This window comes from Afipia sp. OHSU_II-C1 (assembly GCF_000497575.1).
GTDB lineage: Bacteria > Pseudomonadota > Alphaproteobacteria > Rhizobiales > Xanthobacteraceae > Afipia.
This window is the reverse complement of the sequence record NZ_APJI01000008.1, coordinates 46,744-68,319: the sequence shown is the minus strand read 5'-3', so window position 1 is coordinate 68,319 and position 21,576 is coordinate 46,744. Positions and strand designations below refer to the sequence as shown.

15 protein-coding genes are annotated in these 21,576 nt (G+C 63.5%); 4 read left to right on the top strand and 11 right to left on the bottom strand.

Features of this window, described 5'->3' with window-relative positions; all coding sequences use genetic code 11:
- Positions 1-503 precede the first annotated feature (503 nt).
- On the bottom strand, positions 504-5,594 hold the full coding sequence (locus I554_RS0109195; protein ID WP_024577799.1) for a hypothetical protein: 5,091 nt from the start codon (positions 5,592-5,594) through the stop codon (positions 504-506).
- Between the two features lie 399 nt (positions 5,595-5,993).
- On the opposite strand from I554_RS0109195, the gene I554_RS0109190 reads away from it, so the two are divergent.
- Positions 5,994-6,371, top strand: coding sequence for an Hpt domain-containing protein (locus I554_RS0109190; protein ID WP_024577800.1), 378 nt, complete (start codon positions 5,994-5,996; stop codon positions 6,369-6,371).
- Between the two features lie 105 nt (positions 6,372-6,476).
- Entirely contained in the window at positions 6,477-6,797 is a 321-nt protein-coding gene (locus I554_RS0109185; protein WP_024577801.1) for a 2Fe-2S iron-sulfur cluster-binding protein, read from the top strand.
- On the opposite strand, the gene I554_RS26320 is transcribed toward I554_RS0109185, so the two are convergent.
- The 6 genes from I554_RS26320 to I554_RS0109155 all read right to left on the bottom strand — a co-directional run bounded on the left by I554_RS26320 (position 6,739) and on the right by I554_RS0109155 (position 14,743).
- Positions 6,739-6,999, bottom strand: coding sequence for a hypothetical protein (locus I554_RS26320; RefSeq protein ID WP_081710756.1), 261 nt, complete (start codon positions 6,997-6,999; stop codon positions 6,739-6,741). The genes I554_RS0109185 and I554_RS26320 overlap by 59 nt on opposite strands.
- A gap of 9 nt (positions 7,000-7,008) precedes the next feature.
- Positions 7,009-9,699 (bottom strand): Ig-like domain repeat protein, encoded by a 2,691-nt coding sequence (locus tag I554_RS0109175; RefSeq protein ID WP_024577802.1) that lies wholly within the window; start codon positions 9,697-9,699, stop codon positions 7,009-7,011.
- A gap of 363 nt (positions 9,700-10,062) precedes the next feature.
- Positions 10,063-12,156, bottom strand: coding sequence for an autotransporter domain-containing protein (locus tag I554_RS27250; protein WP_051373172.1), 2,094 nt, complete (start codon positions 12,154-12,156; stop codon positions 10,063-10,065).
- Positions 12,157-12,284: 128 nt separating this feature from the next.
- The gene (locus I554_RS0109165) at positions 12,285-13,232 is read right to left on the bottom strand and encodes an AraC family transcriptional regulator (protein WP_024577804.1); all 948 of its coding nucleotides are present in this window, start codon (positions 13,230-13,232) and stop codon (positions 12,285-12,287) included.
- A 12-nt stretch (positions 13,233-13,244) separates the two neighbouring features.
- On the bottom strand, positions 13,245-14,207 hold the full coding sequence (locus I554_RS0109160) for a helix-turn-helix transcriptional regulator (RefSeq protein WP_024577805.1): 963 nt from the start codon (positions 14,205-14,207) through the stop codon (positions 13,245-13,247).
- Between the two features lie 92 nt (positions 14,208-14,299).
- Positions 14,300-14,743: a thioesterase family protein gene (locus tag I554_RS0109155; RefSeq protein WP_024577806.1), complete on the bottom strand. Its 444-nt coding sequence runs from the start codon at positions 14,741-14,743 to the stop codon at positions 14,300-14,302.
- A 182-nt stretch (positions 14,744-14,925) separates the two neighbouring features.
- Here I554_RS0109155 and I554_RS0109150 point away from each other — a divergent pair, with 182 nt between their 5' ends.
- Complete coding sequence (locus I554_RS0109150; protein WP_024577807.1) at positions 14,926-15,954, top strand: NAD(P)/FAD-dependent oxidoreductase; 1,029 nt, start codon at positions 14,926-14,928, stop codon at positions 15,952-15,954.
- A gap of 141 nt (positions 15,955-16,095) precedes the next feature.
- On the opposite strand, the gene I554_RS0109145 is transcribed toward I554_RS0109150, so the two are convergent.
- The 3 genes from I554_RS0109145 to I554_RS0109135 all read right to left on the bottom strand — a co-directional run bounded on the left by I554_RS0109145 (position 16,096) and on the right by I554_RS0109135 (position 20,154).
- Positions 16,096-18,081 (bottom strand): hypothetical protein, encoded by a 1,986-nt coding sequence (locus I554_RS0109145; protein ID WP_024577808.1) that lies wholly within the window; start codon positions 18,079-18,081, stop codon positions 16,096-16,098.
- Between the two features lie 98 nt (positions 18,082-18,179).
- On the bottom strand, positions 18,180-19,241 hold the full coding sequence (locus tag I554_RS0109140) for a YbhN family protein (RefSeq protein ID WP_024577809.1): 1,062 nt from the start codon (positions 19,239-19,241) through the stop codon (positions 18,180-18,182).
- Between the two features lie 478 nt (positions 19,242-19,719).
- Positions 19,720-20,154, bottom strand: a complete 435-nt coding sequence (locus I554_RS0109135; protein ID WP_024577810.1) for a hypothetical protein — start codon at positions 20,152-20,154, stop codon at positions 19,720-19,722.
- A gap of 112 nt (positions 20,155-20,266) precedes the next feature.
- Here I554_RS0109135 and I554_RS0109130 point away from each other — a divergent pair, with 112 nt between their 5' ends.
- Positions 20,267-20,890, top strand: coding sequence for a hypothetical protein (locus tag I554_RS0109130; RefSeq protein ID WP_024577811.1), 624 nt, complete (start codon positions 20,267-20,269; stop codon positions 20,888-20,890).
- Between the two features lie 201 nt (positions 20,891-21,091).
- Here I554_RS0109130 and I554_RS0109125 read toward each other — a convergent pair whose 3' ends face one another.
- On the bottom strand, positions 21,092-21,517 hold the full coding sequence (locus I554_RS0109125) for a universal stress protein (RefSeq protein WP_024577812.1): 426 nt from the start codon (positions 21,515-21,517) through the stop codon (positions 21,092-21,094).
- Positions 21,518-21,576 lie beyond the last annotated feature (59 nt).

Sequence of the window (21,576 nt, the reverse complement as noted above, 5' to 3'; positions counted from 1 at the left end):
AAGCGCATCGCCTTGCGGCGCTCCATTGCGGCGATTTTGGGCGAGGGGACCGTACTTCCGGGTGCGGACGGGGGAGGTTACTCGACCCCTGATCCGGACGGCTTTCGCCGCCTTCGTCCGCTCCGCGTCCAGCCGGCGAACGGCAGAGCCACATAGTTGGCCCGGACGGTGACCCCAGCCTCCCGGACGCGTGTGTGCGAGACACGCGCGCAGGCGCCGCATCCTGCTCCGCCTTGAAGACGCCTCTAGAAAGCGCCCCTCACGAACAGGACATGACGAACTTAAGCGCGCTTCAGAACACGGGGACGCGTATCCCCATCACGAAATGTTGCAGCCCGTCATTGCGAGGAGCGAAGCGACGAAGCAATCCAGTCTTTCGTGGCGGCAAGTGAAGATGGATTGCTTTGCTGCGCTCGCAATGACGAGTGGTGATACATGCCCAATGAAAAAGCGGAGGCCGTGAAGCCTCCGCTTTTCGTATGGTTGTCGAATGGTGTCTGAGCTTACCCCAGCCGTCCCGCAGCGTGGGCGAGCAGGGTGTAAACGAGGCCCGTTTCCGACACGAGGTGGCTGCGCAGGGCCGCCGGTCCGCGCTCGTCGCGCGAGACTTCATCCAGCAGGCGTTCGAACTCGTTGATGTAACGGTCCACCGTCTGCTTGAAGGCGCGGTCGGCGCGATACTTGCGGGCGACCTCGTCGAACGCCTTCTGTCCGGCCGGCGTGTAGAGCCGCTTCGAGAACGCCTTGCGCTCGCCGCGTTGATAGCGATCCCACATTTCCGCTGCGAGTTCGCGGTCCACCAGCCGGGCGATGTCGAGCGACAGCGCTTCAAGCGGGTTTGCGGACTGACGCGGAGCGGACGGCGCGGCGCGGCCGCGTGAGCCGTCATCGTCCGAGCGGTTCAGGAGGTCGGACAGCCAGCCGTCGTTGTTACCGCCATTGCCGACCGGGGAGACCGATGGCGCTTCGGTGCGGCGCGGTGCAGGGCTGGCCGGGCCGAACTCCGGCGCGGGCAGGCTGGAGGCGCTGGCAACGTCCCGAGGCCGCTGCGGCGCGGGCCGCGATACGGTCTCGGCGCGGCCGCCGGCTGTCGCCATCACGGTTTCTTCCTCGCGATAGACGGTGCGGGTGGTCGGCGCCACGTCGAGGCCCTTGCCGTGGCGGGCGACGATGCGGTTCAGCTCGGCCAGCGCTTCGACCTGGTCGACGATGACCTTGCGCATCTGCGCGGTGCTCTCAGCCGCTTCCTGCGGCACTTCGAGAACGCCGCGGCGCAGTTCGGCGCGGGTGGCGTCGAGTTCGCTGTGCAGTTCGGAGGCCATCTGCTTCATGCCGTGCACGATGGTCGCGAACTTGTCCGCGGCCTGACGGAACATGTTCTCCGCCTCGCGGGTGCCCTGGTCGTACAGTTCGGCCATGGCTTCGGAGGTCTGGCGGCGCTCGTCCTCGACGGCCATGCGAACCGCTTCGAACTGACGGCTGACTTCAGCCGAGCTGGAGCCCGCGGTCTGCGCCACGATCTGCGCGATGTCGCGCGCCCGCGTCTCGGCTGCGGCGAGCGAGTCGTCGAGCAGGTTGGTGAAGCGCGAGAGGCGCTCGTCGAGATCGTGCGTCCGCAGGTCAATGCTGGACACCAGCGATTCCAGCAGGGCGTTACGGTCGGCGACGGAGTCGCCGGCGCGCTCGTTGCTCCGCTCGATCAGGGTCGCAGCTTCAACCAGCGCGCGGCCGTGGTTCTCGAACTGCGCCGAGAGCGCGTTGAGATTCTCCAGCGCCCCCGATGTCTTGGACGTGAAGGTTCCGAGCTGCTGCTCCAGCGCGTTGGTGGATTCGCCGTTGCGGCTGGTGACGTCGTTCATCGTCGAGACGAACTCCGCGACCCGCGTAACCAGCGTGCGCTCGAGCGAGTTGAGGTTGTCGTGAGCGCCGGTGAGCACTTCCTGGAGCAGGATGTTGCCCTCACGCAGCCGCTCGAACAGGGCGAGCGTGTCGGTGCGCAGGATCTTGCTGGTCTCCTGCAGCTCGTTGATGGTCGAGGTCGCCACCTGACGCGACTGGTCGATCGCCGCGCGCGAGGTCTGATCGATATCCTTCAGCGACTTGCTGACGGCGCCGATCGCGATCTCGCTGGCGGTATTGATCTGGCGGGCCAGATCGGACGAGTTGTTCATCATCGCGACGGTGAAGGCGCCGCCGTGGTTCTCGATCGACTTCAGCGCGGAGTCCGCAGCGCTGCCGATGGTGGAGGAGATCTCCGCAGCCTTGCTGCCGAGAGCTTCGACCAGCGCGCCGCGGCGGCTGTCGACCAGCTGCGCCAGCTGTTCGGTCTGCTCGCGGACGCCGTCGGTGATGGCTTCGACCTTGCCGTTGAGGGTCGAACCGAAGCGGTCGGTCGAGACCGCGATGGTGCGCTCGATCTCGGCGGAGGCCGACTTGATCTGCGAGGTCGCACCGGTCGATGCGACGGTAAGGGTGTTCTCGGCTTCGCGCGCCGCCATCTGGATGGTGCGCTCGAGATCGCCGGAGACCGCCTTGAGGCTGGTGCCGACGTCTCCGGAGATGCCGCGAAGATGCGAGCCGATCTCGCCGGAAATATCCCGGAGCTGGGTGCCGACCTCGCTGGTGATGCCACGGAGCTGCGAGCCTACTTCGCCCGACACGGTCTTCAGGTCGGTGCTGACTTCGCCGGACACGGCCTTGAGCTGGCTGCTGACATCGCTGGAGAGCGAGATCAGCGACTGCTGGGCGGTGCGTGCGCCTTCCTGGATCGTGGTCGAGGTGTTGGACATCAGGCCGGTGAGGGCACGCTCGGCTTCCTCGACGCGGGCCTTGATCGCCTGGGTCATCTCTTCCGAACGCGAGCCGATCGCATCGGCGGCGTGATGGCCGCTGGTGGTGACGCGGTTGGCCGCAGCCTCGACCCGCGTATCGAGCAGGTTCTCGAACTGCGCGACGCGCGCGCTGATGTCGGAGGCGAGGGCGCTGACGTTGAATCCCAGGTTGCCCTGGATGTCCTTGATGCGCTCGCTCATGGCGTTTGCCATCTGGTCGACGCCGCTGGTCAGCAGGCTCATCACCTGAGCGCCGCGCGCCTCCATGGCCTCGGCGATGGTTGCGGAGCGGTTCTCGACCACCGACGCGAAGGCTGCTGCGCGGCTGTCGAAGGTCTGCACCATAGAGGCGGTACGGGTATCGACCGTGTCGGCAAACGCCGCCGTGCGGGTATCGATGATGTCCGCGAAGGACGCAGTGCGGGTTTCGACGATGTTCGCCAGCGCCGCAGTGCGGCTGTCGAGGGCATCGGTGATCGCAGCGGTACGGGCATCGACGATGGTGGCGAAAGCTTCCGCTCCGGTGTCGACCCGTTCGGTGATCGCGGTGGTGCGCGCATCGATCAGATCGGCGAAAGCCGTGGTGCGGCTGTCGATCGTGTCGGTGAACGCAGTGGTGCGGTAGTCGATCGATTCCTTGAACGCCGTGGTCTTGTCGTTGATCGTTTCGGTGAACTCGGAGGCGCGGGTGTCGAACACCTTGGCGATTTCGGCAGAGTGCTCACTGAGCTTCTCGGTGAACGCCGTGGCACGGGTATCGAATACCCGGGCGATTTCGGCGGAGTGATCGCTGAGCTTCTCGGTGAACGCCACGGCGCGGCTGTCGATCGCGTCGGTGAAGGCGCTGGTGCGCGCATCCATCACCGTGGTGAAGGACGCAGCGCGGTTGCTGACCGTGTCGCCGAATGCGGCGGCGCGGGCATCGAACGATTCCTCCAGAGCCTTAGTGCGGGTCGCAACCGTCTCGTCGAGCGAGTTGACGGTGGAGAGCAGCGAGGTGTCGAGGCGGTCGACGCGGCTTTCGATCGCGGCCTTGAAGCCGGCGAGGCTGGTGTCGAGCTTGGAGTGGATTTCGTCGCGATGCGTGGTGACGCGGGTGTCGAAGGTGTCGACATAGGCCTTGAGGTTGTCGGCGAGGCCCTGGGTATGCTCGCCCATGCGTTCGACGATCTCGCCGCCATAGGTTTTCACCGTGCGGTCGAATTCGGCGATGTGGCGGGTGATGAGGGCGCCGAGCGTGCCGCTGTCGCGCGCGAACTTCTCGGCCAGTTCGTTGCCGTGTTCCTTGACGATGCCGTCGAACAGGCCGATCTGGTTGCTCAGCGTCTCGTGGGCGGTTTCGGTCTGGCTCACGACCTTCGCCACCAGCGTATTGATGGTGACGTCGAGCGCTTCGCCGGCCTTCTCGCCGCTGGTCAGAACGCGGTCGGCAAGGCGATTGCCGGCCTCATCGATCTGCTCGGAGAGGGTGGCGCCACGGACATCGAGCTCGGAGAGCAGGGACTCGCTCGAAACCCTCATCGATTCGACGATTTTGTCGGTACGGTCCGCGACGCTGGCGATGATTTCCTCGGAACGCGCGGCGATACCGTCGACGATGGTCGCCGAGCGCTGTTCGAACTCGCCGGTCATCTTGTCGAGGCGTTCGTTCAAGGCGTCGTGGACGCGGTCGGCGAGGTCCGCGAATTCCTCATGGACGTGGCCGGTCTTGAAGTTGAGGCTGGCGGTCAGCTTTTCGCTGGCGTCGAGCACGCTGGCGGCGGTCTGGGTGCTGGCTTCCTCGAGCCGGTCGAGCAGGTCGCCGCCGCGTTCGCCGAGCGCGATGATCATGTTGTCGCCGGCGCTGGAGAGGGCGCGGGTGATGTGTTCGCTGCGCTCTTCGAGAGCGCCGGTGATGCTGCTGGCCACTTCATCGACGCGCGAGGCGATGGCGTCGCTGATGAGAGCGATGTCCTGACGCAGGTCGATCTGCACGCCGGAAATGGCGTTGCGGACCTGCTCGGCCTGGCCGACCAGGTTGTCGCGCTGGACGGCGATATCCTGGAGCAGGGCGCGGATGCGCACTTCGTTGTCGCTGTAGGCGCGCTCTAGCGAGGAGACTTCGTTGGCGACCAGCGCTTCGAGTTCGCCGGCGCGCGCGACCGCGCGCTCGACGCCGTCGCCCATGGCGGCGACTTCGCGGCGGATCGCCTGACCCACGGTCACGATCGCGCCGTTGGCGACATGCTCGGGTTCGGAGAAACGGACGGCCATCTGCGCCATCGATTGAGCGATCATGCTCATTTCCTGGCTGCGCCATGCCATGCTGGCGATGAAGTAGAACAGCAGCAGGGGGGAAACGAGAACGGCGATCAGGCCGATCAGCGCCAGGAAGCCGGCGCTGCCCTGGCCGACGATTGATTCCAGTGCAGGCAGGAAAGCGAACGCAAGGAAGCCGACGCCTGCGATCCACAGGCCCGAGAACAGCGTTGCGACAGTATAGGCGTTGCGCCGCGGGCGGCCCTTCTGAATGGTCTGGAGAATGGCGCCGATGGTTTCGCGGTCGTCATTGGCGGGACTGCGGTCGAAGCTCGGGACGCCGAGGTCGTCGGCAGCAGGCGAACGCAGGTCGGCCCCGCGGCTGGCAGCGCCAAGCGACGGTTCGTTGCGCGCGAGGTTGTCCCGACTGCTGTCGGAGGGAGGCAGATCGCCGATGTTCAGAGCTTCCTGGATCGCCGAAAGGGCGGCTTCAGTTGGATCCTTGACCTTCGGATTTTTCGCCATGTGTCCCGCACGCCTTTATTTTTTACGCATCCGCAAGTGGCACCGCAGCCAGGGCTGTGCGCCGTCGAATGTTCCCCGATACCGGTAGACGAAACGAAGTTACGTCGCCGATTTGTCCTGCCGGTTGTCCCGCACTTCCGCAAACATCCTATTGGCTCGGTGGGTCGAATGAAATGGGATGGGTTAATAGATTTTTAATCATCGTTAACACCGGCACGGTTAACGCTTTCAGAAATCAACAGTTTTCAAAAGCACTTTGGTATTTCTAGGCGGCGAGGCGGCGAAAACATGGCTAAATCGGGGCGAATACCTGATACATTTCGTTAACCATTGGTGTGATTGCCTGACGGTGTTTCCGGCCGGATTCGATCCGGCGCCGTCAGCAATTTCGGATGGGTCATGTCACTTAACCTGGAGCGGTTGAACTGGATGCCGTCACCACCGCTCGTTCCAGAAGAGACCGCCATCGACGTCCAGCATCTCGGGCGCATGACGCTCGGCGAAGCTGCGCTTGAAGCCGAAGTTCTCGGGCTTTTCTCGGCTCAAAGCGCCGATCTGATCGGCCGGCTCAAGACAATTCCGGCTGACGCCGCTGCGCTGGCGCATACGCTGAAGGGGTCCGCGCGGGCCATTGGCGCATTCCGGGTCGCAGAGGCCGCCCTGGGTGTCGAAGCCGCCATGAAGAACAATGGCGACGTCGCGGGCGCGATCACCCTGCTTCAGCACGCGGTCGAGGAAGCCAGGGCCGCGATCGGCCATATGTTGAGCCGGTCCTGACCCGGTCTTTCCGCGCGGCTTTTATCCCCCGGCAAAGCTGGCATCTGGCGGATTGACCCGTTATAGGACGTCTCCAACTGAATTATCCGGGCAGCACGACAAATCATGGTCAAAATCAACTTCATCGATCACGCAGGTACCACCCGTTCCGTGGACGTGGAGGCCGGCGCGACCGTCATGGAAGGCGCGATCCGCAACGCGATTCCCGGCATCGAAGCCGAGTGTGGCGGCGCATGCGCCTGTGCGACGTGCCATGTGTATGTTGATGAAGCCTGGCGCGAGAAGGTCGGATCGCCGACGCCGATGGAAGAGGACATGCTCGACTTCGGCTACGACGTGCGGCCGAACTCGCGGCTGTCGTGCCAGATCAAGGTGACCGACGAACTCGACGGACTTGTGGTGTCGACGCCCGAGCGTCAGGCGTAGTATCTTCATCCTCTGCCGGACCAGCCGGCGGCGGGATGTTCCTGACGATAATCCATTCGATGATCGCGGTGACAAGGCCGACCACGAACGCGGCCACCACGATACGCGTGTCCGCCTGCATCAGCATCGCAACGATGCCGAAGATCCAGATTGCGCCGGTCAGCCGGAGCGCGATGGCGAGCGTCGGGGGCAGATGATGCATGGCCCGAACTCAGAACGGCACTGACGCGCGGGCGCGATAGGTCCACAGGGCTGCGCCGCTGCTGCCAATCCCGCCGCGCTCTGCGCCGATCGAGATCTGCGCGCCGTTGGTGAACTTCAGATTTGCGCCGCCTGCGGCACGCGCCGACCAGCCGTCGAGAATGGCGGCCGATACGGTTGCGAGGCTGGCGGCCGGAACGGCTGCGGTGTCGCTGTTGAAGTAGTAGTCGCCATACAGGCCGACATATGGCGCGATGGCGACCGACGACCACATCATGGGATAGGCGAGCCGGAGCCCCGCGCTGGCACGGCCTGTGGAGAAATCGCGCGCCGATTGCAAGGTGCCCAACGTGTCGGTGTAGGCATTCTCGTGCTCCCACAGCGCGTAGATGCGCGCCGACGGTTCGATCATCAGGCCGTAGGTTTCATATCTGCCGGTCAATCCGCCCGACACCAGCCAGCGATTGCCGTTGAACGAACCGGCGGCCGTGCTCGCAGTCCCGTCATAGCCGAGGCCGGAATATGCGACCGCTGCGTCGAAGCGGATGGTCTGTGTGATCCTCCAGCCGAAATAGCCGCCAGCGGTCCAGCCGTCGCCTTTGAGGCGCCCTTGCAATTGATCCGAACGATAATCGAATGTCTCGTAGCCGCCGAACGCGCCGATCAGAAAGTTCGGCGCGAGTTTGCGCGTAAGACCGGCAACCACATTGATCTGGTTGCCATAGAGCGCCGAAGTGCCGGTGCTGTTGTTGCCTGAGCGGTCGAGCGTCGTGCCTCGCACTTCGGCCCAGCCCAGCCACTCCTTCGCTTCGGTAAACCGCGGCGGCGCTTTGGTTGGCGCTGCGTAGGCGAGGGCACTGAACGCATCGTTGACGCGAGACTTGTCCGGGGCCGTGCCGAAGAGGGCTTCGGAGCTGATCTTCGCGGAGGCTTTCGGATCGTCATTGCTGTCTGCAGAAAAATTGAAGCGGATGCCGGAATTGTTCGGCGCGACGAGCGAGCCGCCGCTATCGCTGAAGCCTTCCGAGATTGCGTTGTCGATGGCGCCCGAGATCGCCTGTCCGGAGAACTGGCTCACCATGGGCGTCACCATGGCTTGAAGCGCGCGCAGCTTGAGACTGTCCGCAGGAATGTTGATCGACTGCACCAGCGGCGAGGACGTGCCGCTCGTAAAACCAGGACTGCCGCTATAGCTCGCGGTGATGGTGTGGCTGCCCAGCGCAAGCGATGTGGTGGTGAGGGTGGCGGTACCTGCAGAAAGGCTCGTCGTGCCGAGCGTTGTTGCCCCATCCATGAAGGTCACGGTGCCGCCGGTCGGCGCACCGGCGCCGCTGGTGACGGTCGCGGTGAATGTCACCGGCTTGCCCACGTCGCTTGGATTCTGTGACGACGCCAGCGTTGTCGTGGTGCTGGACAGGCTGATGGTCTGCGTGAGGGTCGAAGACGTCGAATCGTCGTTGTTGGTGTCGCCACCATAGAACGCGATGATGGAATGCGGTCCCGCAGACAGGGCCGATGTCGAGAAGGTAGCGGCGCCTGCCGACAGGATTCCGGAGCCAATCAGCGTCGCGCCGTCAAGGAATTGCACCGTACCCGTGGGATTTGTGCCGGTGACTGTCGCAGTGAAAGTCACTGTTTGTCCGAACGGACTCGGATTGGCGCTTGAGCCGATGCTGATGCCCGATGCTCCCTGCCTAACAGAGACAGAAGGGGTGATCGCCGTGCTGGTGTAGTTGGGGTCGCCGCTGTAGGTCAGGGTCACGGTTTTATTGCCGACGGTCGCATAGGTGTGCGTGGTGCTGGCCGTGCCGCTGCTGAGCGTGAGGACGGCCTGGGAGGAGCCGTCGCCGAAATCGATTGTCGCCGTGCCGGTCGGGGTTGGCACGCCCGATACGCCGGACACCGTTACTGAAAATGTCGATGCCTGACCGACAACAGCAGGCGAGGGTGTGATGTTGAGGCCTGGCGAACTCGTGGCCTTGTTGACGGTTTGCGTCATGCTGGCCGAGCTTGCGACATAGTTGGTGCTGTCGCCGCCATAGCTCGCAGTTACTGTTTTATTGCCGGCTGTCGCATAGGTATGGCTGATGGATGCCGTGCCGCTGCTGAGCGTGACGGGCGCTGCTGGCGTTCCATCGCCGAAGTCGAAGGTGACGGTGCCGTTCGGAGTGCCGTTGGATGCCGTGCCGGTCATGGTGGCGGTGAAGGTTACCGATTGCCCGGCGATGCTCGGACTTCCGCTGCTCTGGATTTCCGTCAGGCTGGCATTGGCCGGGCCGGGCGTACAGGTGACCGTGATCCAGTTCGAGCCGCCGCCGGAGCCATTATTGTAGATGTAGGCGATGATGGAGGACTCGTTGCCAGCAGCCGTCAGCGTGAAGGTCGAGAAGTTCGGAGGATTGCTGCGCTGCGCGCTCCTCTGGCTGCCATCCGTGAACACCAGGTAGACCAGGCCCAATGAGCCGTCATTGGTGCGGGATGTCGTGGTCAGCACATCGCCGGGGGCGAAACGCTTGCCGGTGATGCTATGCGAGGCCATCGGCGTTGAAGTGGACGCGGAGACGTCGAGTTCGCCGTTGTTGACGGCGTCGCAGCCTGCCGATGCCCATGCGTTTGCCGTGGCTGAGACCGCCAGAACGCCACCTGTCAACAGCGCGAACGCGGCCCGTTTGATCGCCGCGATCCTCTCAACGCACCCCATGCCTCACCCATTACCCCATGCTCCGTCGCCAACCGGGCGGCGGAGGTCTCAGCAGGAAACGTGTGGCAGATCGATTTGGAGACGTCTTCTCATTGCGCGCACGCGTTCTGTCCGGATGCCTAAAATCCGAATCTTTTCCGGCTTGTGGCGTGGCGGCCACATCGTGCGGTGCGAGAAATTTTTTGGTGATGAAATGGAAGCGCGAAAATACGGGCGCAACAAATTCTTACGTCATGAAAGGTGACGTCAAGCCTCGCCGATACGCTCTCCAACGGACATGTTTTACCAAGAGGGCCACAGGCCGTCTTCTCACTCCGCGCAAACGCCGAACTTTTTCGCGCTGCGAGCGCGGTCCGTGTGATCTCAGAACGTCTGACTGACGCCGAGACGGGAGACGTAAGTGACCACCTGACCGGGCGTGAGCGAAGCCGTGACCGAGGCGGTGACTGCGCCATTGGTCCAGGCGGGCAGGCGCACACCGCCGCCGACTTCCGTCCAGTCCCTTGCCGACGAGAGACCGGGCGAGGTGTAGCCGAATGGCGCATCGATCAGCGTGCCGGTGATGCTTGCGCCCCTGCCGCTGTCGAGGCGATGGCCCCACGCTGCCGTGCCCCAGACCCAGCTATTCGGCGCGAAGGTGTAGCGGAGATCGCCGCCGCCGCGCGAGACCTGCGAGGTCGAAATGAAATCATCGAAGTTCGAGGCGAACACGCCATTGGTCTCGCCGTAACCTCCGAAGCGCGTTTCTGCGAACGTGTAGGAGGCGAACGGCGTCACCGTGACCTGCGGCAGAACCGCGAAGCCCCAGCCGATGCGCGCGGTGGCGCCATAGCCGTTGCCCGACGCTGATCCGGTCGATGATGCCGGTGTGACGCCGTTGAGATAACCGCGTGTGATGTCGCCCCTCAGTGCGATCAGGCTGCCGCCGAGCAGCCATTGCAGGCCCGTGTCCGGTGTGCGTGCGATGAATGCGCCCAGCGCGCCGCCGAACATCTTGGCATTGCCGTGATAGACCATGTCGGTCTTCACGTAGTTTGCCGACGCCGTGAATCCGGCGACAAGACCGAACGGCAGATCGGCGGTGAGGCCGAGTGTGCCCGATGCAATCGGGTCGCTGTCGTAAGCACCGTAGCCAAAAACAGAATAGGGCGTGCTGCGGTTGCCCTGAGTCTGATACGCCTGCGTGGCGTATTCCTGCATGGTGCCGAGCACGCCGCCGATCGCGGCGTTGGCGGTCTGTCCGACGGCGGACTGGCCTGCGTAGGAACTGGCCATCTGATCGTAGGTCGTCAGCCCCTGACAGATCACGGACTGGCAGCGGGCAATGTAATACCCTTGCCAGCTCCCACCTGGACCGGTGAGTTGGCCGACGGTGATCTTGCCGTCGGCGGACATGTAAGCAGTTTGGCCCAGAATGAAGCCAGGTCCCGGACTTACGCCACTCGCGGCCAGGAGATCGGACAGTTTTTGCATGCCGGTAGCCTGCGTCCATCGAAATGCAAATCCAAAACCTCCGCCGCCCGTGCCGCTGGAGCCGCCCGCCACGATCGAGCCGTCGGCGCTGACGGCAACGGCGTTGGAATAGACGCCACCTGGCAGCGTGCCGAGATCCTGCATGCCGGTAGCCTGCGTCCAGCGAAAGGCGTGCTGATTCCCAGTGCTATCCACGACGGCACCTCCGACGATCACGGAGCCATTGGCACTGACGGCGTTTGCAAAACTTTTTCCTCCGGGCGCTGTCGGCAGCGAACCGAGGCCGACCATGCCGGTCGCCGTGGTCCAGTACATCGCCTGGTATTGCTCTGGACCGGCATTGCCCACATAGCCGACGATTGTGGTCCCGTCCGCGGAAATGGCGGTCGCGTGGCTCAACGAATAACCCGGCAGGAAACCGAGGCCCGTCATGCCCGTGGCCTGGGTCCAGCGAAAGGCCTGCCAACCTCCGAGGTGACTCTGAGCAAAGCCCGCGACAACATTCGTGTCGGCGCTCATGGCGGTGGCGAAGCTTTCGATATAATTCTCGAGCGAGCCCCCGGGTCCGAATGCGGCGCCGGTATGAAGGTCGGTAAAGGCGCCGTTCGCATAACGGATCGCGTGGCCGGTGACATAGACTGGCCCCTGAAATTGCCCATAACCGACCCAGACCGTTCCGGTATCGTTGATCGCCGACGCAGTGGTCTGGAGAGTCGGGTCGGCGAACACCGGCACCAGGGTGAAGGTGCCGTTGCTGTAAATCCAACCGCGATAATTGTTGGAGCCGCCGTCAGTAACGCCAACAAGGAATTGCCCGTTACGGCTCATACCCCAGATCGAGAAGGGATCGCTGGCAAGCCCGGTGAGGACCTCCATCCCGTCAACGGCCTGGGCTGTGGACGGAATGGCAAGCGCGGCCAGCGCCGTGCCAGCCAGCAGCGCGGCGCGCCATCGTGAACGCGTTAAAAGTCCAGCCCTAGCCATTGACGGCTCCCCAACCGGCCTTGGCCTACCAAATCGGGAAAAAGCCGTCTTCTCACTGCGTGCAAACGCTCGGCCCCAAGACTTAAAAAGAGAGTCTTTTCAGGCCTGTGGTCCAGGTGCCACAGGGTTCACGCGTTGAGAGACATCGCCCGGACATCGCCCGGCGTCATACCGTAGGCGCTGCGGAACACCCGGTAGAACGTCGCGATGCTGTCAAAGCCGCAGGCATAGGCGATGTCTGCGACCTGCCGCGCCGGTGTGAGTCCGAGCAGCCGGCGCGCTTCATTGAGGCGCATCGCTGTCAGCGTCCGCGCGAAGGACAATCCCGTTGGCTCGAACAGCACATGCACCTGCCGCAGCGAGATCGCGAGTTCGGCGGCGACCGTCGCCGATGTCAGATCCGGGCGGTGCAGATCGCGGATCATGATCTCGCGCGCCGCGTGAAGAAATCCCGCGCGCAGCACGGCGCGGCCTTCGGGTGAGCCTTGCGCAAGGCGGCCTCGTGCGATCAGGGCAAGGCGGGCGATGGATTCGATCTCGCCCGATGCCTGAAACGGGTCTTGCTCCAGTGCGCTCAGCGTCGCCTTGATCAGCCGAGTCAGGCGGGCGCCCTGCATCAGCGGTTCAGGAAAGAGATCGTGGGTCCGCGCGCCGAGCGCGAGATCGTTCGTGAGCGGGATTTTCAAGGTGCGGAAATCGAAGCCGTCCGATCGTTCCGGCGTTCCCGCGAACATCATGTTCGAGTGGCTGATGGTGACGTCGCCTTCGCGCACCAGATGCACGCGGTCTCCCTTGATCTTCATCCAGCCCGGCCCGCGGATCTGCAATCCGATGCTCAGACTGTCGCTCGAGACGCGCGCGATGTCGGCCGGTGTGCGGCTGACGCGATAGGACGACGCTGTCATCTCCGCCAGCACGGCGTTTCCAATCGGTGTCGCGGAAAACCGGCCCTGAAAGCTGGCGCGTTTCTCACGCTCCAGTTCGATGGTGACGCCGAACAGACTCTTGCCGCGCACTTCGCACCAGTGGTCGAAGCGATCCTGCGGACGAAGGTCGTCGGTGGAGAAACTCAGCATTGGAAAAGACGATCAGTCGAGGACAGCGGCCGTGCGCGCATCGCTCGGCGTGATGCCATAGAGATTGCGGAACACACGGTAGAACGTTGCGGAGCTGTCGAACCCGGACGCCTGCGCGATCTCCGCCACAGGTTGTGCCGGGGCGTTCCTGAGCCGCCGCAGCGCTTCTTCGGCGCGCATCGCGGTCAGCGTGCGTGCGCAGGACATGCCCGTCGGTTCGAACAGCAGATGCAGTTTCCGCAGCGAGATGCCGAGTTCGGCGGCGACCGCTGCCGGTGTCAGGTTCGGGCGATACATGTTGCGCGCGAGAATGTTGCGGGCCGCATGCAGGAATCCGAACCGCAGCGCGGCGCGGCTTTCCGGCGAACCGTGCCGAACGCGGCCTTGCGCCAGCAGCGCCAGTTGCGCGAGGTGATCGACGGCGAGATCGAAATCGTTGTCGGAATTCTTGGCACAGTCCGCGGCCAGTGCTGCCAGCGAAGCGGACATGACGGTTTTCAAGCGCGGATTGTCGCTCAGCAGCGCCGGCGACAGACCTCGCGCCGCGTGGACGAGGTCCTCGCGGCCGGTGAACGGAATTTTCAGAACGCGAAGATCGAAGCCGTGCGCGGTTGCTGGCCGGGTCAGATAGGGCAGGTCGGTGTGGCTGATGGCGATGTCGTTCGCCGCCACCACGAACTCGCCGCCGCCCTTGCTTTTGAACCAGCTTGCGCCGCCTAGCTGCTGATAGATGCAGAGACTGTCGCCGGGTGCGCGGGCAATATCGGCGGTGGTGCGCGACACCCAATAGGATGACGCCTGCATCTCGCTCAGGATCGCGCCGCCTGCGGGGATTGCCGAAAATCGTCCCCTGAAATTCTGCCGCTCGTCCGGTTTCAGCGAGATTGTCACGCCGAAAAGATTGCGGGCACGTACTTCGCACCAATAGTCAAACCGATCCTGTGGACGGAGATCGTCGGTGTTGAAGCTGAGCATGACGGACGACTGGCCCGGTTGTCGCAAGTTCGCCCCAAAGATTTAGAGGCGAACGGCCACGGCGGCAACAGCAATTGCGGGGCAGGTTGTCGCTATGCGCGCAGCAGCCAAGGCTGAAATCGCTCGATGATCTCGGGCGTCAGCGGGGTCGGTTTGCGGGTCGTGGCATCCACCAGAACCGTGACCGCTTCCGCCGAGGCTGTGCAGACATCGCCCGCGAAGACCACCTGCGCGAAGGTCGCCGAGGTCCGCCCGAGCTTCGAGACGCCGATGCCGAGTTCAAAGCTCCCGGGCCAGTGCATTTCGGCGCGGAAATCGATGGCGAGATGCACCAGCATCCAGCTCAGGCCTTTCGGCATCAGGCCGCGATCGCCGCTGCGCAGCAGGGTGACGCGCGCCGTCTCGAAATAGGTTGAATAGACCCCGTTGTTGACGTGCTTGTTCGGATCGAGGTCGCCGTAGCGGACATTGTCGGCCAGGCGGAACGGGTAGTTTTCAAGCTTGAACTGAGGTTTCGGGCGGGTCGGTGCATCCACGTCTTCGGTCTCCGGTTTGGGTCCTGCATAGCGGGAAATGTCGCCGCCTCACAAGGCGCGGAGGCAGCGGGCGGGGCCGAATATGACTTCCCCCGGGGGGCCGGTTTGGTTAGACAATGCCGTCAAAAGCGGCATTTTCCGCCCCGCACCTCGATCTTTCTCCATCACAGACCGGAACGAGCATGACCGACACGATCAAAACTGATGTCCTGATTATCGGCGCCGGCCCTTGCGGCCTGTTTGCGGTGTTCGAACTGGGCCTGCTCGATATGAAGGTGCATCTGGTCGATATTCTCGACAAGCTGGGCGGACAGTGCGCCGAGCTTTATCCGGAGAAGCCGATCTATGACATTCCGGCAATTCCGATGGTGACGGGGCAGGGCCTCACCGACGCCCTGATGGAGCAGATCAAGCCGTTCAATCCGACCTTCCATCTCAACGAGATGGTCGAGACCATCGAGAAGATCGGCGACCCGCTGTTCCGCGTGAAGACCGATGCCGGTCAGGTGTTCGAGACCAAGGTCGTGGTGATCTCCGCAGGCGGCGGCTCGTTCCAGCCGAAGCGTCCGCCGGTGCCCGGCATCGACGCCTATGAAGGCACCTCGGTGTTCTATGCCGTGCGCAAGATGGAGCAGTTCCGCGGCAAGGATCTCCTGATCGTCGGCGGCGGCGACAGCGCGCTCGACTGGGTGTTGAACCTTCAGCCGATCGCAAAGCGCGTCACGCTGCTGCATCGCCGTGACGACTTCCGCGCGGCGCCGCACAGTGTCGATCAGATGCGCAAGCTCGTTGCCGCGGGCAAGATGGATCTGAAGCTCGGACAGGTCACGGCGCTCGAAGGCGAGAATGGCGTGCTGTCCGGAGCGCTGGTGAAGGGCAACGACAACGAGATATCCAAGGTCGAGTGCAACACCATGCTGCCGTTCTTCGGGCTGACCATGAAGCTGGGCCCGGTGGCGAACTGGGGCGTCAAGCTCGAGAACAATCTGGTGCCGGTCGATACCGAAGCGTTCGAGACTAACGTGCCCGGCATCTTCGCCATCGGCGACATCAACACCTATCCCGGCAAGCTGAAGCTCATTCTCTCGGGCTTCCATGAAGGCGCGCTGATGGCGCAGAAGGCGAGCCGCTATGTCTTCCCGGACAAGCGTGTCGTGTTTCAGTACACCACCTCATCGTCGAGTCTGCAGAAGAAGCTCGGCGTGAATTGAAGCGTTCGAATTTTTCAACCTGTCATTCCGGGATGCGCCTCCTGGCGCAGGCCCGGAATCCATTCTTTGTCGCAACCTTGGATTCCGGGTTCGCGCGAAGGGCGCGCCCCGGAATGACGATTTTTCCGATAGTCAGGCTGATTATTGTCTTGTAGGCGTCGCGGGCGAGAGCGGTTCGCTGACCACTGGTGCTTCCGACAGACCAAGTCCCAGCACGCTCATTGCGGCGGGAAGCGCCGCGTCCGCCATGGCGGCGTGACCTTCGGCGGTCGGATGGATCGCACCGCCGTAAACGGCGGAGAGCACGCCCCACGTCGCGTCATGAATATCGCCGGGCTGGTTCGGCGCCTTCTGCGCCTGCGGATAGGTCATCGCAGTGAAGTAGCTGTCGTTGGCGTCGCGAATCCAGCGTGCGCGCGGCGCGTAGGCGCGGAAGTCGCTGGCGCCCGCGCCGCAGGCGAGCGGGTTGTTTGCGCCATCGACGATATCCGCAACGAAGCTGTCGCCCTTCGCCGAGAAACATTCGCGGTCGAACGGCGGGTCGGTCTCTGCGCGTGCGCAGAAGCCGTGATTGGCGAAAGCCGCCTGATGCTGATCGACGAAGGTCATGCGGTCGCGCGCGGGATTGCCGCACAACACGCCGCCGCTGCACGTCGCCAGCTTCTTGAGCGACGGCAGGAATTCGTTCTGCACAAATTCGGTGACGTCAGCGAGACGCTGCGGGTCGGCGTTGAACGAGGGATGAATGTCGAAACCGGCGCGGCCGCCGGCGCAGGGCGCGCCGTTCACCAGCGACGGATTCGCGTATGATGTGTAAATGACGCGCGAAAGATCGCCGCCGACGAACGGCTTCAGCGCCTGACGCAGCTTGTTGAAATCCTGCGGCAGTTCCCGCTGCAGGGTGGAGCGGGCATCCTCGACCGAACTGAGGACACCGGTGCGCCGCGACAGCGCGCGCTCGGTTTGCCGCTCAATGATGACGTCGGCGACAAGGCCTGAAAAGTCGACATCGTTGGCGCCGATCGACAGCAGGATGAGATCGAGCCCGCGATCCGGCTGCCGCCGTGTCGCGGCAGTCAGCGCCTCGCGCAATTCGGACACCTGCGCGTTCACTGTGCCCTGACAGGTCAGGCTGCTCTTGCTGACCACGCATTCGCGGGCGCGCTGCGATCCGAACATGCCTTCGTCGATGGTGGCGCCGGTGCAGGCCAGCGGCAGGTACGTCACCGCGATCTGCGGGTTTTGCGCGGCCAGCGCGATCGCCATGCGGGTTTGGTAGCTGTAGAGCGAGCGATGGCACGCCGGGTTCATCCATTGCGCACCGGCGCGTTGCCAGTTCTGCAAGCTGGTGCCGTCGGACGTATCGCAGGCGCGGGCACCCTTGAATCCGGCGCGGCCGGGACGGAAATACATCCCAGCGGGGCCGCCGAGATAGGAGCGGAAGCAGAAACCGTCGTCGGTCAGCGCCACGGGACGATCGGGATTGCCTTCGCCCGATGCGATGGAATCGCCAAGGCCCGCGATGAAAATGTCGCGCACTGCGATTTGCGTGATGACCCGTTGCGGCGCGTCGGCGCCGCTTGAGACATCCACGGTCACCGGCGTTGCGCGGCCGTAACGCACCCGCAGGTTGATCGGCTCGGCGCAGTCCAGCGTCGATTGGCGCGGCGGATCGCCGTCCTCGAATGTCCATGCGCAGGTCGCGCCGACCGGCACCGCGCCGGTGAGACGGATCGTCACCGGATGGTCGGTGGGCGTGAGATAGCTTTCCTTCACGCCGTCGCGCGTGCAGGGCTCGCTGACGCGGCCCGTTGCGTCAATGCACAGGCGTCCGAGTGTGTTGCGCGCCCAGCCGCGGCCGTCGCTTTGCGTCGCCAGTGCCTGTTCGGATTCAAGAATGGTGCGGCCGCTGAGCGACGCGATATGAAGCTGGAAATCGCGCTCCTCGCGAAACAGGCGGAAGCGGTTGCGGACTTCCCACGAAATCTGCATCGCCGTCGTGAGCTGCGGAACGGGCTGTGCGACGGAAGGCGGCACGAGCGGCGTCTGCGCCGTAGCAGCGCCTACCATCGCGCCGCCGAGCGCCGCGATCAGGAGCGATAAGCGGATGACGCGCGACTGGATCATGCTGGTCTTGAAGCCGACGGATGAGGCCAAAATGTGGGGATGTCGCTTGAGCGTAAATCACGCTCCCGAACCCCACAAGCCACATCTTTGTGCGCGGATTACTCCGCGGCTTGCTTAGGCTTCGACTGTGGAGGTGACGATTGCGCGACCGCGGGCGCGGGCTGGAGTTTTCGGCTCTGTTGCCAAGGCAGGATGACGCTGAGCCACAATTCCCGGATGCCGAGGATCGTGATCGACGTGGCGAACGGGATCAGGAAGTAGAGGATGCGGAACACCAGCAGCGACGCCAGCAATTCCTCCTTGCCGAGCATCGGCAGGCCGACCAGCATCGCCGCATCGAACACGCCGAGACTGCCGGGCGCGTGACTGGCGAAGCCGAGGAGGGTGGCGAGAATGAACACGACGGAGAGCGTCACGAAATCGAGGTCGGGGCTCGACGGCGCGAGGAGATACATCGCAAACGCGCAGAATCCGAGATCGACCACGCCGATCAGGATTTGCAGCGCCGTGAGCGGCGCGGACGGCAGATGAACCTTCCAGCCGTCCTTGCCGAGCTTGCGGCGGCCCTTGCCGGTGGCGATCCATGTCAGATAGATGCCGATGCCGGCGAGCAGGCCGACGCCGATCAACTGGTTGATGCTTTCGGGCAGCAGATCGATCGATGATGCGGCGGCCGGGTGCCAGATCATGCCGATGCCGAGCACGAAGGTGTTGCCGAGCCAGAATGTCAGGCCGGAAATGAAACAGATTTTCGCGACATCGATCGCGGTCAGCCCCCAGTCCGAATAGATGCGGAAACGGATCGCGCCGCCGGTGAACACCGTGGCGCCGATGTTGTGGCCAATCGTGTAGCTGGTGAAGCTTGACAGCGCGGCGATGCGATAGGGTACGTGCATCTTGCCGATCGTGCGCAACGCGAACAGGTCGTAGAACGTCAGGGTGAAGAACGCGCACAGCACGCACACTGCGGCGAGCGCGATCTGGCCTTGCGATTTTTCGGCAAGCGCGGTGAGAACGATCGCCGTGTCCACGCCCTTGAGGGTGCGGAACAAATGCATGATCGCAATAGTGACGATAATCAGGCTGGCAACGATCCCGACCCGTTTCCAGCCAATTCGTTCCCTGAAAACACGCCTGAGCGTGCTCAACAACTGTTGCATTCGTCCTCCCGGCAGGGCGCGTAACCTATAGAAGCCGATTGAGGCGACAGTGAGCAAGCGGCTGCGGCGGTACTCATACGCGAAATCCCACGCTTGGAAAATAGGTCGTTGTGCGGCGCAAAGTGCCGTTATTGCTGGGAAACCGGGGCTGGCTGGACTGTCATCTGCGCTTCATATCAGGCCGGATGCCGCGATTCATCAGTTAGCCGGATATGGGAAACGAAGATGCTGTTGCAAAGGGCGAGACAGCCATTCCGTTCCATCGGCGATGCTGATCTTTCAAGGACATTCACGCGCATTCCTGATGAATCGATTTAGCCGGATGGGATCGATGCGGCGCCAGACCACCGATCCAAAAAAACGGACGGCATCCGGACTGGTGGCTGAAGCAACTAACCAAGGGCAGCAAGCTTACCGCGGCTGCGATTATCGTTAAGGGCCAAATGAGGCAAAAAGCCGCGCTGGTGCATGCCGGCGGTCAGGACCGGCGGAGTGCGAATTTCGCCCCGCAGAACGCCATCACCGCGCCGAGGCCAAGTGCGGCGAGACCTGCGAGCACGCCGGACAGTGTCGGGATCGCGCTCGGCGCTGCCGCGGCCTGACCCGCTGCCGCGAGCATGATGACGCCGACAGCGACCAGAAACTGCCGCAGGCGAAGTGAGATCTGGCCGGACACCGCGCTCTGCATCAACGACGCGGAAATGAAGCCAGCCAGAAACGCCACCGCGGCGATCAGCCACCATGCCAGCGCCGCGCGCGCAGGGATCAGCTCCGGCACGTCCGTTCGCCACAGGTCGCCGAGATTGAGATTGAAGCGCTGGATGATGATGTGGATGCCAAGCGCGAGCAGCACGCCGAACAGGATCGATGCGGAGAGAACAATGGGCTGCGAGAAATAGGCAGGCTTGGCCATCAGGGTGTTTCGTCCCGGCGCAATGGGCTGCTATGACTTGTAGAATAACGGCCGGCTGCTGCGCAAGGCGGCTGTCGGGATCGCGGGTGCCCGCGGCGATTGAAGGATTTTCATGCTTTCGCAGATATTCAGCGCCGGATCGCGCAGCGGAGCCAGCGGCCCGGAGGCCGTCGGTGACGGCACGCAGTATGTCTTCAAGCCGTCTCTTGTCGGGAGTGCTTCGCAACTTGACATCACCGGCGAGGGGCTGTCCTGGCAGATGAGGGGAAAGCAGGGCATCTGGCCGCTGGAGAAGATCGCGGCCATTCGTCTGTCATACCGGCCGGTCTCGATGCAGTCGCGGCGATTTCGCGCCGACATCGAAGACACGCGCGGTGAGCGCGTCACGATCTATTCAACGACATGGCACACCGTCGCGCTGATGTCGCCGCAGGATAACGGCTATCGTGCATTCATTGTCGAATTGCACCGGCGCCTTGCGGCCATCGGGAGCAAGGCTGTTCTGGTCGCCGGCATCAATCCCGTGATTTATTCGGCCGGGCTGGTCGTGCTCGGGTTTGTCGCCTTGGCCATGCTGGCCCTGCTGATCCGTGCGGTGATCACCGCGCAGTTGACCGGTGCGCTGTTTCTTGCGGGATTTGCTGCCTGGTTTGCATGGCAGATCGGCGGCTTCATGCGCCGCAACCGGCCGCGCAGCTACACGTTCGACGAATTGCCCAAGGACGTCTTGCCGTAGCGAGACTTGCCATAGCGAGACTGCCGTAACGGGTCTTGCCGTAGCGGAAGGTCAGCTCGGCCGGGCGTCGTTGGCCGGCCCGGCCAAACCTTACCGCCCGATGATGGGGATAACCCTCCGGCGGCGCGCGAACTTAGTCCATGATGACGCTGGAGAGAAGTCAGCCCGACGCGAAAACCGTTTTGTGATCGGTTCGGCGCTCTAATGTCGCACCACGAGCACTGAGCATTTTGCATAGCGGACGACATGTCCCGCGTTTGAGCCGAGAAAATAACTCTGCATCGATGGCCGATGCGATGTCATGACGATCAGGTCCGCGCCGATGTCGGCGGCTTCCTCGAGCACCTCGTGATAGATGCCGCCCTGCCGCACCGTGACCGAGATGCGGTTGCTGTCGATTCCGGATTCGCGCGCCACGATCGCCAAAGCCTCCTCGGACGACTGGCGCTGCTGGATCTCGAAATCGGGCGGGACATATTCCGCCAGCATCACCGGCGTGATCGGCATCACGTTGACCAGCCGTACCAGTCCGCCGGAGGATTTCGACAGGGACGCCGCTGTCTCGATGGCCGGTTTTGCGAGATCGGTATCGGCAAGGTCGATGGGTACGAGGATGGATTGAAACATCGGTCTCTCCGGTCGCAACAGATTCTGTTTTGACGCGTTTCCTTCACGCGAACCGGGAT